At 37.3% G+C, this 15,466-nt stretch carries 15 protein-coding genes; 5 read left to right on the top strand and 10 right to left on the bottom strand.

Annotated features, from left to right (window positions below):
• Positions 1-60: 60 nt before the first annotated feature.
• From A5482_RS11260 to A5482_RS11250, 3 genes are all read left to right on the top strand, one after another.
• Positions 61-984, top strand: coding sequence for a bifunctional riboflavin kinase/FAD synthetase (locus A5482_RS11260; protein ID WP_069789385.1), 924 nt, complete (start codon positions 61-63; stop codon positions 982-984).
• 147 nt (positions 985-1,131) lie between these two features.
• Positions 1,132-1,377, top strand: a complete 246-nt coding sequence (locus A5482_RS11255) for a hypothetical protein (protein WP_069789353.1) — start codon at positions 1,132-1,134, stop codon at positions 1,375-1,377.
• Between the two features lie 236 nt (positions 1,378-1,613).
• On the top strand, positions 1,614-2,402 hold the full coding sequence (locus A5482_RS11250) for an SDR family NAD(P)-dependent oxidoreductase (RefSeq protein ID WP_069789352.1): 789 nt from the start codon (positions 1,614-1,616) through the stop codon (positions 2,400-2,402).
• 197 nt (positions 2,403-2,599) lie between these two features.
• Here the strand turns inward: A5482_RS11250 and A5482_RS11245 are convergent, their stop codons facing one another.
• From A5482_RS11245 to A5482_RS11235, 3 genes are read right to left on the bottom strand one after another with little or no spacing between them, the layout of a single operon-like run.
• Positions 2,600-3,313, bottom strand: coding sequence for a GUN4 domain-containing protein (locus A5482_RS11245; RefSeq protein ID WP_069789351.1), 714 nt, complete (start codon positions 3,311-3,313; stop codon positions 2,600-2,602).
• Positions 3,314-3,355: 42 nt separating this feature from the next.
• Positions 3,356-3,847 (bottom strand): adenylyltransferase/cytidyltransferase family protein, encoded by a 492-nt coding sequence (locus A5482_RS11240; protein WP_069789350.1) that lies wholly within the window; start codon positions 3,845-3,847, stop codon positions 3,356-3,358.
• 9 nt (positions 3,848-3,856) lie between these two features.
• Positions 3,857-5,971 (bottom strand): IMS domain-containing protein, encoded by a 2,115-nt coding sequence (locus A5482_RS11235; protein WP_446684763.1) that lies wholly within the window; start codon positions 5,969-5,971, stop codon positions 3,857-3,859.
• Positions 5,972-6,207: 236 nt separating this feature from the next.
• On the opposite strand from A5482_RS11235, the gene A5482_RS11230 reads away from it, so the two are divergent.
• Positions 6,208-8,019, top strand: coding sequence for an aspartate kinase (locus tag A5482_RS11230; RefSeq protein WP_069789347.1), 1,812 nt, complete (start codon positions 6,208-6,210; stop codon positions 8,017-8,019).
• A 63-nt stretch (positions 8,020-8,082) separates the two neighbouring features.
• On the opposite strand, the gene A5482_RS11225 is transcribed toward A5482_RS11230, so the two are convergent.
• Both A5482_RS11225 and A5482_RS11220 read right to left on the bottom strand, forming a co-directional pair.
• Entirely contained in the window at positions 8,083-8,586 is a 504-nt protein-coding gene (locus A5482_RS11225) for a salt stress protein, Slr1339 family (RefSeq protein WP_083260351.1), read from the bottom strand.
• An 82-nt stretch (positions 8,587-8,668) separates the two neighbouring features.
• Complete coding sequence (locus tag A5482_RS11220; RefSeq protein ID WP_201150016.1) at positions 8,669-8,836, bottom strand: hypothetical protein; 168 nt, start codon at positions 8,834-8,836, stop codon at positions 8,669-8,671.
• A 172-nt stretch (positions 8,837-9,008) separates the two neighbouring features.
• Between A5482_RS11220 and A5482_RS11215 the strand changes: the two genes are divergently transcribed.
• Complete coding sequence (locus A5482_RS11215; protein WP_083260350.1) at positions 9,009-10,433, top strand: acyl-CoA dehydrogenase family protein; 1,425 nt, start codon at positions 9,009-9,011, stop codon at positions 10,431-10,433.
• A 46-nt stretch (positions 10,434-10,479) separates the two neighbouring features.
• Here the strand turns inward: A5482_RS11215 and A5482_RS11210 are convergent, their stop codons facing one another.
• From A5482_RS11210 to A5482_RS11190, 5 genes are all read right to left on the bottom strand, one after another.
• Positions 10,480-10,827: a type II toxin-antitoxin system PemK/MazF family toxin gene (locus A5482_RS11210; RefSeq protein WP_069789346.1), complete on the bottom strand. Its 348-nt coding sequence runs from the start codon at positions 10,825-10,827 to the stop codon at positions 10,480-10,482.
• Positions 10,827-11,039 carry a hypothetical protein gene (locus tag A5482_RS11205; protein WP_069789345.1) on the bottom strand — a complete coding sequence of 71 codons (213 nt, stop codon included), beginning with the start codon at positions 11,037-11,039 and terminating at the stop codon, positions 10,827-10,829. The genes A5482_RS11210 and A5482_RS11205 overlap by 1 nt, the downstream gene beginning before the upstream one ends.
• 249 nt (positions 11,040-11,288) lie before the next feature.
• Positions 11,289-12,485 carry a restriction endonuclease gene (locus A5482_RS11200; RefSeq protein ID WP_069789344.1) on the bottom strand — a complete coding sequence of 399 codons (1,197 nt, stop codon included), beginning with the start codon at positions 12,483-12,485 and terminating at the stop codon, positions 11,289-11,291.
• A 102-nt stretch (positions 12,486-12,587) separates the two neighbouring features.
• Positions 12,588-12,722: a hypothetical protein gene (locus tag A5482_RS11195; RefSeq protein ID WP_255365523.1), complete on the bottom strand. Its 135-nt coding sequence runs from the start codon at positions 12,720-12,722 to the stop codon at positions 12,588-12,590.
• A 189-nt stretch (positions 12,723-12,911) separates the two neighbouring features.
• Positions 12,912-15,314 (bottom strand): GH116 family glycosyl hydrolase, encoded by a 2,403-nt coding sequence (locus tag A5482_RS11190; RefSeq protein ID WP_069789343.1) that lies wholly within the window; start codon positions 15,312-15,314, stop codon positions 12,912-12,914.
• Positions 15,315-15,466: the final 152 nt, after the last annotated feature.

Raw genomic sequence — 15,466 nt, 5'->3', positions numbered from 1 at the left:
CCGTTAGTTATCAATTATCCATTGTCAATTATCAATTATTCACACCTGTTTTCAGTGACAATTCTTGTAACTTCTTCCCTAGAAAATATTATCACACCAAATGCGATCGCCCTTGGCAATTTTGATGGACTTCATCGAGGACATCAGAGGGTGATAAATTCAATATTTAAAATTAATAATCCAGACATCTATCCTACCCTTGTTACCTTTACTCCCCATCCCCAAGAGTATTTTACAGGGAAGAAAAAACAACTTTTAACTCCTATTCCTGAGAAGGCGAAATTATTAGAAAAAATGGGGGTAAAACAATTAATATTATTACCTTTTGATCGAGAATTAGCTACTCTTTCAGCGAGGGCATTTGTTAAAGATATTTTAGTAGAAAAAATAAACGCAAAATATATCAGTATTGGTTCAGATTTTCGTTTCGGCTATCAACGGCAAGGGGATGCCCATAAGTTACAGGAATTAACGGCAGAAAATAATATTTATGTCAATATTACCGCTGAAGAAAAAATTGATGTTAATGATAGTTTTACGAGGATTAGTAGTTCAGATATTAGAAGGGCTTTAGGGGAAGGAAATCTCTCTTTAGCAGAGGGAATGTTGGGGCGAAAATATACCCTCAAAGGAAAGGTGATAAAAGGGAAACAATTAGGTAGGACAATCGGTTTTCCCACCGCAAATTTAGATATAGATAAACAAAAGTTTCTCCCGAAAAAAGGAGTATATAAGGTTATAGTACACCAAAATAATATCTATGATAACCAATTATTGGGGGTAATGAATATAGGCGATCGCCCTACAGTTGACGGTACAAAAACCACCGTAGAAGTTCATATTTTGAATTGGGAAGGGGATTTATATAATAAAGTTTTAGAAGTAGAATTATTGAAGTTTTTGCGACCAGAAAAAAAATTTAATTCCCTTGATGAATTGAAAGAACAAATTACGATGGATTGTCAGGTAGCATTAGAATATTAAATATTGAAAGTGACTTATTTTACAACCCTAAAATATTGATAAAGTATTTAGGATTCACTGACAAAATATTTTACCCCTCACTTTTTAGCTACTTTCACCCTAAGATTTAGTTACAATGAAAAAAATAAATTATTGAGAAACAAAAATATGGTTTTCATTTATATATTATTTATAGTCTTCATTTTATTAGTTATCTTTCAAGTGAAAATGCCTAAGACGAAAAGGAAAGGAAAAAGGCATCAACAAAATAATAATAGCTATCATTCTGGGGATGTAATTTACAATGATTTTGATGACAAAAATAGTAATGATTTTGGCGGTGCAGATTCCTACGATGGTGGAAACTTTGGCTGTGGAGAAAGCGGAGGGGGTGGTGCTGATGGTGATTTTTAATTATTTTTTTAATAGCTATTTAAAATTAAGGCATTGCTAAATTTAAATATGATTTTTAGTTTAGATGGGTAATGGGCAGTAATAATATTTTAAATATTAAGTGTTTATTATAAGTTTAATAATGTTTAATACCATAGTTAGGTAAAAGTTAAAATTAATAACAACAAAAATAGAAAGTATGATGATTTATTTGTTATGGTAAAACATAGCTATATTATTTTAATCACTTTATCACTATGAGTCACAAAACAGCCCTAATTACAGGGGCATCATCAGGAATCGGTAAGGCATTCGCTGAAGAATTAGCCCAAAAAAGTTATGATTTAATTATTATTGCTAGAACTACAGAAGCATTAAATAATATAAAAAATGACCTAGAAACTAAACATGGAATAAGCGTAAAAGTTATTACTCAAGATTTAACTTTACCTAATGCTTGTGAAGATATTTATGGGCAATTAAAACAAGAAAATATAATCGTTGACTTGTTGATAAATAATGCAGGTTTTGGTGATTATGGGTTATTTTGCGATCGCCCCTTAGATAAACAATTGAAAATGATCCAGTTAAATATTAGCGCCTTGGTTACCCTTACTCACTTATTTTTACAGGATATGAGAGAGAGAAAAGAAGGAGACATTATTAATGTAGGCTCTATTGCAGGTTATCAACCCTTACCCTACTTGTCTGTATATGCCGCCACCAAAGCCTTTGTATTGTCCTTTTCCGAGGCACTATGGGCAGAAAACAAAGAATTTGGTATAACTATATTAGCCCTTTGCCCAGGCCCCACAGAATCTAATTTTGGCGAGGTAGCAGAGTTTGAACTTAACCAAAACAGTGATGATATGTCCTTAGCCAAAGCTGAAGATGTTGTCAAAGATGCCCTTGATGCCCTTAGTCAGAAAAAATCTAACAGTGTCACGGGGGGATTAGTCAATCAAATCATTGTTAATTTACCCCGCTTTTTGCCCAGAGAATTACTTTTAAAAGCTGTAGAAAAACAGTTTAAAAAGAATAAATAATGAAAAAACTATTTAACCTCAATTCGGGATAATAATTGTGGGTATCATTTAGTGTCAAGCTTGACGGTGAAAAGTTTACGGCGGTTTTCAAATTGCTAAATAACACCCAAAAATGGTGAAAAATATTCACCTCACTATTGCCCATTGCCTATTCCCTATTGCCGACCTTAACGAGAAAATGTTATCCCGAACTTAGGTTATTTACGGTTAGTAGTAAGAGCATTTTCTGCAGTCCACGCAGGATGGGCAAACAAAGCATCTATTTCCCTAACTCCTCTCAACTGATTAGATAGGGGTAGATGTCCGAGGGGCGCGCTCAAATCCCAAACAAATTCTTGGGGGTATTTTGTCCACCGATTACCATCTTTCCATTTCAATTTTGCCCATAATTCGATATAGTCTTTTCCTTGAGAAAGCCAAATTTTTCTTTGGATACTATAACCAAATTTTCCTTCAGAATAAACATTCCATAATAAATCAATGGTAAGTAAATCTTTGATAGGAAATTTAGCAATTTCAGTAAAATAAAGCCATTTTCTCTGGACTGCTTTTTGTCCTGCTATTTCGCAAAGTTTAACTCTAGTTAGTACGTCGGCTTTTTGATATTCTTTGACTATTAAAAGTTCTTGTAATTCTGAGTAATCTATATTGGATGATGATTCTGGTTGGACTATTCCTTGGGGTATTTTATCAGCGATAAAACTATTATTTTCTTGATTATCACTATTCTTTAAGGCTTGATATATTTTACCTAAAACTGGATTGGGAACTTGTTCTTGAGATGAAGATAAAAACTCTCTTAAAAACTGGTATCCTTCTTCCCCTTTTGCAATAATGTCATCAATAAGTTTTAGTTGATTTTTGTTAGATGCCTGATTAAATTTTTCGGTGAGAGTCCCTAATTCATTCATGTTCACTAAAGTTTAATTACCTATCTGCACTAATGCTATATTTTATTTATTAATATCTAAAATTTTATTGATAATTTTAGTGGTTGAAGTTGGTATTTCAATGTCAACCAGTTTAATTTTACCACCATAGGCGAATACCGCAGGGGATTCGGGCAAAGTTTCAACTTGATAGTCTCCCCCTTTGACATATATATCTGGTTGTAGGGTTTCGATGATTTTGGTGGCGGTGGTTTCATAAAAAATAACTGCTCCGTCCACACTACTCAGAGCGGTTAAAAGCTCTGCCCTTTGGGCTTCGGGAATGATGGGGCGCTCTGGTTTGCCTTGGGTGGGGGGTTTAATTTGTTGTACGCTGCGATCGCCATTTACTCCCACAATCAAAGTTTTACCCTGATTTTTAGCCTCTTGGAGATAACGAATATGTCCAACATGGAGTAAATCAAAACAACCATTGGTAAATACAAGGGGGCGCCATTGCTGGGGATTTTGGTCAATAATAGATTTTAACTGCTCTAAGGAATATATTTTACTCATAAATTGCCATTAATTGATAATTTGACTATTGGCGATTAACCAACGATTATTAACCCTCACAAGGTCATATCTAACCAATAAATTAGAATCATAGGATTGTTGATTGTTTAATTGTCCATTGTTGAAATACTGAGAATTTTCCCTCACCCGTGCGGTGATATTTGCCTCCATATTATTTTGGGGGTTAACGTTTACTTCCTCAATGGTGACATCATGCTCATAGCGACGATAAGCACTTTGATTGCGTAGAGTGTTGATATTACCACGCCAAATGGACAAAAAAGGATCTGCCAAAACGTTGTCTAAAGCCCCTAGGTTATAATCTGGCCCTGTTGCCAAGGCTTTTGCCTCCAACCACCCATTGATAATTTCTGAAGCCATTTCTGGGGATAAAGGCTGGGAAGATGAGTCTGCAGCGGCTAATTCTTCGGGCAACTCAATCAGAGATTGACTTAACGATATTTCGAGATTACCATCTCCCGATTGATTAAAAACCCGATAAAACAGGGCGGAAAAAATACCTAATAAAATCAGCAATACGAACAATATTATCATCGGTGATGATGAAAAATTCTGGGATGATGACGTTTCCTTTTCATCTTCTGGGGTATCTGATATTAAATTATCGTTTTTAGGCTCTTCTGGCTCATCATTATCATCAATCTCTGCCTCAAGGAAGGATGAGAAACCCACGAGGGAGGAATCTTCTTCCGTTTTTTCTATCTCTGGGGTAGAAATGTTGGGAGGGTTATTTTCTGAAGCCTGAAAGGGTGTTTCTTGTTGGTCAAATTCCGAGGGATAGTCTTTTAATAAGGATAAGGGATCTTCCTCATCCATGGGACTAATTTCGGGGGGGGCTATATTTTCGAGGGCGCGTTGTAGTCTGTTATCGTCAAAGTATTCTTGAATGGATGAAGATTCTTTGTCAAGGTTTTTAAATTGGGGAAAAAGCTCTTCCCTAAACCAATTTTCGGCATAGACAATTAACCCTGGTACTAAATCAGGAGCGCCTTGGGAAAGTTTTTTGATAGACTTAACTTTTTCAGTTTCATAACTATGGTTAAGTAGTTTTTCGGCTTGGTTGATATTTCCTAGTAATAATGAGCAGATGGATTGTTCAAGGTATACGTCTTGATATTGGTTAAGATGATCAAGGATATTTTGGGCTTGAATAATTAGCTCTGGTTTTCTTTCCACAAAACCCCTGACGATGAGGGCGTTAACGGTAAGATAAGTAGCAGCTATGGAGGGGCGCGATGATTCTTGTTTAAATAATTCTTCTTGTTCGAGGGGGGTTAGGTAGGTTCTAACTTCTTGTAAAAATCTTAGAAAGTCGTCGGTGTTTAACCCTGATTGATCTTGTTTTTTTCCTTCTATACCTTCCCTTGAGTCTAGCATTTTCTGGAGCAGGGCGATCGCCTTTTGTCTATCCACCAGTTGAGAATCTGATTTGGATAATAACTCGATAACCTCGTAAGGACGAACTTTTTGTAAGTCGCTATCAATTTCTTGGCGAATGGCCATAAATACATTTTGTTGCTCTAGGATAGCATCCGCGGCTAACAGATAAAGACTAGCGTTTTCATATTCCCGTTGATGCCATTTTTCTTTAGCAAGATCTAAATAGGCACTGATTACCGTTAAAATTAAATCTTGCCACCATGACTGTAGTTGATTGGTGTCGGTGCTAATTTCTTCGAGAGGCTCTTTTCCTTCCAAAAAAGACTGAGCAATATTGAGTAATAATTCATACTCTCCCAACTCCTGCAACATCATCAAAGCCCCAAGGAGTAAATCTCCATCTACTTCAATGGTGGGGTTGGCAATGGATGTTTCTGAAAGACTGAGGGCATCATCAATGCTCATATCCATATTACCGTCACCGTTAATGATGGCAGAGCCATGGGAAGGGAAAATTTCATCGTCATACTGTTGACGAATTTCCTCATCCTTTAACACTGAATGAGCCAATTTGATTAAGTTTTGGCGAGAGGCGATCGCATATTGACTATATTCACTACGGGGTAATTGTAGCATACGATCTTCGTACGCCTGATTGATCAAATCATCCTCTGCCTGTAGAGGCACACCAAGGATGCGGTAATAGTCTAGGGGTATTTGCACGGTTTACCTAACTTAAGATGATGATGGTTTGCTCACTTACCATAATAAATAACCATAAAGGTAACTAAGTGACAACAAAATTTTACCCTAGTTGGATGAAAAATTGTGGATTTAGAGAAGGAATAGAAAATAATTAATTATTTATTTCTCAATTATCCAAATAGCATAGAAACAGGATCTAGGTTAATATTGATTAGTTATTGCTGTTGTGATGAAATAAAAACCTAGGTTCAGATATGGCGCTAATTGTCCAAAAATATGGTGGTAGTTCTGTAGGCTCTACGGAGAGAATAAAAGAAGTTAGTAAGCGGATTTGTGCAACCGTCAAACAAGGAAATCAGGTTGTTGTGGTAGTTTCCGCCATGGGTAAGACTACGGATAGTTTGGTCAAGTTAGCGCAAGATATTTCCAGTAACCCTTGTCGTCGGGAAATGGATATGTTGCTCTCTACGGGGGAGCAGGTGTCAATTTCTTTACTTAGTATGGCACTACAGGAAATGGGGCAACCCGCTATTTCTTTGACGGGGGCGCAGGTGGGTATTGTTACAGAAGCCCATCACAGCAAGGCTCGGATTTTAGAAATTAAAACCGAAAGGGTAAATAAGCACCTTGGGGAAGGTAAAGTAATTGTTGTTGCTGGTTTCCAAGGCATTAGTAACATTGAGCAATGGGAGATTACTACCCTCGGGAGGGGTGGCTCTGATACCTCTGCGGTGGCTTTGGCGGTGGCCATTGGGGCGGATTGTTGCGAGATTTATACGGATGTACCTGGTATTTTAACCACTGACCCTAGAATTGTCCCTGAAGCTCAGTTATTGTCAGAAATTACCAGCGATGAGATGTTGGAGTTAGCTAGTTTGGGGGCGAAGGTGTTACACCCTCGGGCGGTGGAAATTGCCCGTAATTTTGGGATGCCTTTGGTGGTCAAGTCTAGCTGGACGGATGATGTGGGTACTATGGTGATCTCTCCCCCAAATCGGGGGCGCTCGTTGGTGGGTTTGGAAATTACTAAGGCGGTGGATGCGGTACAATTCGACTCAGATCAAGCTAAAATAGCCCTTCTGAGGGTTGCCGATCGCCCCGGAGTTGCTGCCAAGTTGTTCGGGGAAATAGCCCGTCAGGATGTGGATGTGGACTTAATTATTCAGTCTATCCATGAGGGTAATAGTAATGATATTGCTTTTACGGTGGTAAAGGGGATGTTACCCCATGCCGAAGCGGTGGCAAATGCGATCGCCCCTATCCTAGATGAAAACGGCACTACAGATATTTTAGTAGAACAAAAAATTGCTAAAATCGCCATCGCAGGGGCGGGAATGATTGGTCGTCCTGGTATTGCAGCCCAGATGTTTAGGGCTTTGGCGGATGCGGGGGTAAATATTCAAATGATTTCTACCTCCGAGGTGAAGGTGAGTTGTATTGTTAATCAGGATGAGTGCGATCGGGCGATCACCTCTTTGTGTAATACTTTTAACATCGATAGTTCCAATATTACCCACAACCAAGAAAACGAAAATCATAGCAATCTCGTCCCCGTGAGAGGAGTTGCTCTCGACAAAAATCAAGCCCAAGTAGCCATTCTCTATGTGCCAGATATACCCGGTATGGCTGCCAAAATCTTTACTACCCTTGCCGAGGAAAACATTAGCGTTGATATGATTATCCAATCCCAACGCTGTCGCCTAGTCGATGGTGTCCCCATGCGCGACATCGCCTTTACCGTAGCCCAATCCGATGCCTCCCAAGCTGTTCAAGCTATTGATAAATTAAAAGATACTCTCAAGTACCGAGCAATTGCGATCGATGATAACATCGCCAAAGTGAGCATCGTAGGCTCAGGAATGGTAGGACATCCTGGTATTGCTGCCCAATTTTTTACCGCCCTTGCCCAAGAAAAAATTAACATCTCCATGATTACCACCTCAGAAATTAAAATCAGTTGTGTGGTATCCCAAGAGCAAGGGGTACAAGCCCTCAAAGCCGTCCATAAAGCCTTTAACCTCGGAGGAGAAGTAAAAGCGGATATTCCCGCCGTTAGCTGGAAATAGATAGGGAAATAAAACCCCATAACTGTAGGGATGTGTCATGGTATGTCCCTACTTTTTTATATATCAATTTTCCAATGCGTTGAGATAGTCAATGGCAGCTTGTAACTTTGAGTCATAAGACATGGCAAATTGAGAAAACCAGAAGCCCTCATCGGAATTGGGATTAAGATTTTTGAGCCATATTTGAGCTTTTTTAGTTAATTCTTCCCTTTTTTTAGCTTCTGCCTTTGCTAACTCTTCTTTTCTTTTTGCCTCAGCTTTAGCCTTTCTGTGGGCTTCTAACTCTTGACGTTTAATTTCCTCAAAATCATTGCTCGAAATTTGTTCACGGGGCGTGACTTTCCTTTGCAAGTTTTGAGTTAGGGATGCTAAAGCATCATCTACTGCCAAAGGTTTATTAGAGACATTATTAACAGATTTTTTTTGTTGGAATTTAGCCTCTATATCTGCCAATAAATCTTCCGATAGCTCGTCTTTTTTCGGAATTGATGGAGATTTTTTTTGATATTGATTAGTTAAATTTGCTAAGACAGAATCAATGGGATCATTTTCTGCTCTATGAGTCATGATTGAGTTAGCTTGATTAATTTTGGTCTTATTTTATTATATGCTCTTTTTGAAAACTGATTATTTGGCACAACCACAATAACTATTTGATTTTCATAGGTACTTTACGAAATACATTAGAACCCCCTACTCCTTTAATATTAACATCAAGGATAGAACGTTGTGCGTTTATTGGTTGTGCTAATTCAATGATGATAATGACAAGACAAATGGCAATGACGGTTAGAATAGTATTGGTGTAGCTATTCATTATATTTACGGTTTTTCACTGTTGAAAAGTATCTGTTCACTAGATAGGCTAGTTTATAAATTGTCTTAGCTTATTTACAATTTTATCAAAAAAAAATAAGTTTAATATATCATCCTAATATTAGGATAAATAATTTAAAATTAATATATGATAACCACAAATATAACAATCAATGACTATTTATAATAAACTTATTAGAGACAATATTCCCGACATTATTAAGAGCGATAATAAACAATATGAGATTAAACAGCAGTCATTTACTGAATATAAAAACTCTCTAAAAGATAAATTATTAGAAGAAGTTTATGAAGTTTTAGAAGCAAAAAAGAAGGAAGACTTAGTCAATGAAATAGCTGATGTTAATGAAGTCTTATCTGCAATAATTAAGGCTTATGATTTAGACGAAGAAGAAATCAAAAAAGTACAGAAAGAAAAAGCAGAAGAAAAAGGAAAATTTGACAAAAGAATACAGTTAGTTTCAGTTACTAATAATTCTATTGTTGAGAAAGAATCTAATAAACATATTGATTTTATTCATAATTTAGAAGACTATTTACAAAAAAATGTTAGAGAAAAAGCGAGTCATTTAGATGAAGATAGTGATTTATTAAAACAAGTGTTTTTTGCTTTGGCAAAAGACAATCCTTTATGGCTTAGTTTAAAATTACCTAGGGAATGGGGCGGTTTAGAGATTAATAAAACAGGTTGTTTTATGGCCAAAATGATGATGGCAAAATATTCGGGTGCTTTGGCTTTTTTGCAGGCACAGCATCAAACAGCGGTGGGAATGTTAGGAGGGTGTGATAACGAAATCATTAAACAAAAGTACTTACAAGATATTGCGAAGGGATTAAGTTTTTGTGGGGTAGCTTTTTCCCATTTACGTCGGGTAGAAAATCCTCCTTTACGGGCAATGGTTGATGGGGAAGGTTATCGATTGACGGGGAATATCTTCTGGATTACAGGGTTTAATATTTTTAAAGATTTTATTGTGGGGGCTGTTTTAGAGGATGGTAGGGAATTATATGCGATCGCACCTTTTGCTAATATAAACAAAGATGGGGGCAAAATAACTATTAATAAACCCATGAAATTAGGGGCAATGGCATCAACTAATACGGTAAGTGCAACCATGGAAAAATGGTATATTCACCCTGATAATATTATCAAAATAAATCCTCCTCAAACTATTATTAAAGATAGTGAAAAACAAGTATTAAATAATAGTGCTTTTGCCCTTGGTTGTGCAGAGGGAAGCCTTGATTTAATAAAAGAAAACGCTCAAAAATTACAGTTAGATTCAGTATTTTTTAACTATGAAAAATTAAGCATAGAATTAGATAATTTGAAAGAAAATATCTTGACAGAAATTGTCACCCCATCAAAAACTCCTCAGCAACAACTCAATTTAAGGGTAAAGGCGATCGATTTAGCTTTTCGTTGTGCTCAAGGGGCTATAATCACCAGTAAAGGCTCTGCAAATTTACAAAATAACACTGCCCAAAGATTGTATAAAGAGGCTTTAGTTTATAGCGTTTCTGGGCAAACTATTCCTATTTTAGAAAAAAGTTTTGAGTTAGTAACTAGAAAATAAAAAAACTTGACATTGAGAATATAAATTGTGTTGATTAAATCAATAACTACAGTCCAAGACAATATTTTATTGCGATTTCGACTTCTTGCATTTTGGCAACAGATAGTTTTCCCGCTGGTTTTTGGGTAAAACGGCTAGAATCTAACGAACGAATTTGAAAACAAAGAAAAACTGTTTCTAATGGTAAGCCGCTTTCTTCTGTAGAAACTCTTACATTAGTGAGAAAATTTTGTGTAATATTTTCTCCTTTCGTTCCAACAATTACAGTTACAACTAAAGGTAATTTATTGATAGTGTCTATGGATAAAATTAAAACAGGACGATAACCTGATTGTTCTTTTCCTTGTACAGGATTAAGATTAACAAAGTAAATTTCTCCTCTTTTAACACTCATTAATTATCTATTCCATCCATTTCTGTTGTCATAAATTCCTTATTAATTAAAGCGATTTCTGCTTGTATTTCTGGATGGTTTGCCATTATTTGCATTTGTTGTTCAGTAATATTTTGGTTTATTTCTTGTGTCAAATGGTTTAATAAAGATTTTTTCTCATCTAAAGATAAAGAATTAATTGATTTTTGTATTTCTAAAAGTTTATTGGACATAAATTTTAAATACAATAATAAATAAGTATTTTGATTCTAAAAATCATTTTATCTTAGATTAATATTAATTGTTGTCTTCCGTCGTAGACAGAAAAAAATATTTTTCCAACTATCTTTGTTGAGAAATAAAGGCGATCGCAAAGTGGTAGGTGTCGTCTGATTGTACCTTCTATATTTTCCTTCCCATGCCCTTTTCGATTTTGCATAGAGGTACTTTCTTTTAATACCTAGCATAGTAAGTCTGCAGCCTCAGCGCAAACCAAACTCAGCAACAACCGCAGGATTTGACGCTAACACTCTTTCAAGATTACTTTCTGCCCACATTTCTATTACCATAGCAGAGTCTGATTGATTATGCTTTTCTATGAGACTTATAGCATCGGCTGTAAAGCGACCTGTAGTAGCAATTACTAAAATATCAATTCTTGGTGGTTCCCAAAGCTTTACTTCCTCTTTTAGCATACTGAAATCATTTTTTGATACACTGCGGCTAAGCCAATGCTTACACTGGATAATGACTCGCTTACGAGATATTCCACTTAATCTATCTTGATAAACCTTGTAGACAGAAAGATCACGACCTCGATCAGGTGCATTAGTACACATCAACCATTGAGGATTTTCATAAATTTGTTCCGAAGAGACTAGATTGAAAACTAAGCGCTCAAAATCTTCAGGAGATAATTTTTCCCATTTCAACTTTGTTAAAACAGAACCAGACGGTTTGGACGCTACTAAATCATCTAGATCCTCTTCAACTTGTAAGGGAATTGGCTCGTTTGAAGCGTATAGAGACTGAGTAAGTCCTGCTTTTACCGATGGCCAATCTGTATAAACAATGTCTCTCAAATCATGACTTTCTGCATAATATAAATGCCGTTCCATATCACTCCAACGTGGAGGACGTGAAATACTACTACCCAGTAAGACATCAATCTGTCGAACTTTCTCTCGTATTTTCCGCCAGCTTGGATGATCAATTTTCCTACGGCACTCAAGGCTGGCTTCGTCAATAGGAAAAATCACTTGAAGTTGGTCAAGTAAATGATCAATTTCATTAAAAGTCTGGATAATGATGTTTTGAACGAGTTGCCGTCGTTTTTGATCAAAAAGAAATCTATATTTTCGTAATTCTTTACCAAGCTTTTCTACTCTACTGCTTACTTCTATTTCAATTGAAACTTCCCCAACTTTCAAAGCATGTGAGTGGGATTGAGCAATATCATCCAATTCTAAAGGCAGGGTTGTGGGTTGCCAGCCATTAATTAGTGGTAAACCACCGAGTAGATTTTTATAAGAGCGGCAAGCATCTTCATAAACTGGATTAATCTCAAATATAATTCCTCTGGCAATTTGCTTCTCCAAAGTATTCCAACATTTTTCAAGCTTAGATAAATTAGCTTCAACAGCTTCAAATTTACGTAATGCTTTATCTAAATCACTCATATCACATAAAATAGCAATCTAGTTTGATTAATTATAGTAACAAGTTAATAAACCCTGAATTTAGTAAATCTTTGAATTTTCAGAAATCTTCGTTTAGGAACTTTATCCTAGGGGTACACGAATCATATTACCATTCATGGTACCGAAGTTTTCTGTCTTGTTAGTGGCAGGGTCAGAAAAAGCGAAAATTTTCAGAATAATGACACTATAGACAATGATTGCAAAATTTCTCAGCATATTTCCTAAATCAGTGGGTACCCATATTTAATAGGGTTGTTGCGAAATAGGTTTTTTGAAAGATTCAGTCCTAATTTAACAAGGGTTTCAGATACGCAGATATTTAATTCGCAACAAGTCTAATGTTCTGGTTACAAGTTAAATTAGATTAGATAGAAACTCATCAATAATTTAATCGCCCCTTATCCCTTAACTCAAAGCCTGATAAATAGCCCAAATCGCCATCGCCCGTAAATAGTGACTAGCTCGGAAAGTATTAACCGCCGTAATAGCTTCGGGGGTACGGAATTGTAAGCCATTGCTGTAAACTTGGTTAACCACCGTTTCCGCTACCTGTAAACCTTCCTCTTTCATGCCATTGAGAATCATAAAAGCAACAATACCATAGTTAATTCCTGTCCAAATTTCGAGGGGGTGAGTATCATTTTCCTTTTCTGGGCTTCCGTCAGGTTTTACACCGTTAGCGATGCCGAGGGTGCCGTTATGGAATTTGAGGTAACAAGCATCATAAATTTTGTTGAGGGTGGCGGTGACATATTCCTTTTCCACCACATCAGGTAAATTTAACAGTTGGGCGTAATATTGTCCGCAGAGTTGATCTGCCATGACTACATCTGAACCGCTCTTGCTGTCTAGGTTATAGTATTCACCATTCCAGAGAGTATCGTGATAAATTGCCCTTGATTGATGTAACCATTGATGGAAAAGGGCGATCGCACCTTCGATATTTTCCCTAGCGTTTTCCTTTTCCAAAGCAGGATTTACAGGGGGATTATCTAATAAAATATTGCCAATGGCGATCGCACTTTCTAATGCACATATCCATAAACCACCACAATAGGCACTGATACCCTGTAGGCGCCAATCATCAAAAGTTTGGTCAGGAGCTCCCGAATTTTCGGGCATACCATCATTATCCAAATCAAACTCCTTCACATAATGTAAAGTTTCCACCACACTATCCCAACATTCCCAGAGGAAATCCTGATCATTTTTGCCCGTGTAAAGATAATCTCGATATACCAACAACACAAAATCCGAACCTAAATCCTTCCACAAATTGCAATCTTGGTAACTGGTATAGTTGCTTTTGATCCAAGGATGCTCATTGGGCGCACCCAAATCGTGGGGAGTTGCCCCCTTTGCCTTCCTAATGGCAGAAGCACCGTTATAGCCGATAATACGGGGGGTATCATCCGCCGTGGGAATAGCACGGGCAAAGGCTTCCATAATCGATTTTTCGAGACGGGGGAAAAGTTGTAAAAGTCCAAAAGAGCCGTATAAACGGACGTCTAAACTCTCATACCAGCGATAATCAATACATTCTAACACCCCAAATTGTCCTACAGGATCATCTTCCGTGGCTGCCGTCCACAATGTACCCCCTTGGGTGAGCAGGTATAATTCATTAAACAAAGCCATTTTTAGCCAATCAGGTAGATTAGAACGACTCAAAATCGGCTCTTGCCACATTTTTATCTTATTTTGCCACATATCATGGTGTTTTAACCCCGTGCGAATCATTGACCACACATTACGCCCATTTCTGCCAAAAAAGTCTGTATAACGACGAAAATAGTTAACTCCTTGGGCAAATTCGGTTACAGGAAAATCCCACCCTAAAATAAAAGGAATCTTCTTGGTTTTACCCGGGCGAATCGTAAATCTGATCGCCATTGCCCCCGCAATTTGTTCTCCCGGTTCAGCAGGGGTTTCGTCTTGAAAGTCAGGTAGAGAGCCATTCATGGCAAATTTATCCCAAATTTCGCTCCCATCTCCCTTAGGATTCCAACGGGTATGATAAAATACTTCTAAAGTGGGATTTGTTGTAGTTGCGATCGCCCATTGTCCTTCTCCCTCCATAGGCTCATCATTTAACCTAATGCGATCGAATAAACAACCTACCCTAAAGCCGTCTTGTATCCACTGATTAAGATTGCCCGTACTATTACCCAAACAAGGTTGATAATCATACTCAGGGCTACCATCATCCCTCACCTTCACCGTAGGAGATTTAATGGCATTGGTAAACCAACCCACCGTATTTTGCCAAGATACCATAATACTCATGGTGATGGGCTTATCCGTAGGATTGTGAATACTCCATTCAAATACCCCCATGGGATAACTCGATTCTTGATAATTTCCCGCCCACACAGGGGAAAACTCTTCACATACCAACTGGGATTTAAACACCCCTTCATAACTAAACCAACTACGGGGATATAATGCCGAATAAGTACCTTTCCCTTGAGGATACCATGACCAACTCGATAAACTACCATCTTCAGGGGCATTGGTACTCAGGGCATAAACTTGGGCATCTTCCCCCTCGGGATGCTCAAATACTGCAAACTGACAGGCTGGAATACTTTGAAAAGTGTGATTTCCCCCGTCAATGTGCCACAAATTAAAATCACCACTAGGCGCCCTACCAATACAACCAGCCCCAAAACCCCCCAAAGGCATCCCATGGTTTGGTCCATCATCCAAATTACTCTCGTAGCGTACAGTATAAGGATTGTCCCATTTTTTGCCGATTTCACATTGCCAAGATTGGGGAGGGATTTTTGGTAGTTCGATTTTGAACATAGTTAGTGATTGATAGTTTATAGTTTTATCATTTTAAGGTTAGGGGTTGAACTTTTCACAACAATTTTGCAGTTTAAGTCTGTTTTTTCGGGCAAGATACCCTAAGGACATAAAAATGACCCAGAAAATATTATGATTAGAGGTTGACTGTG

Source organism: Cyanobacterium sp. IPPAS B-1200 (assembly GCF_001747005.2).
In the GTDB taxonomy this organism is placed as follows: Bacteria; Cyanobacteriota; Cyanobacteriia; order Cyanobacteriales; family Cyanobacteriaceae; genus Cyanobacterium.
The sequence above is the reverse complement of the archived record's forward strand: the minus strand, read 5'-3'. Positions and strand labels throughout refer to the sequence as shown.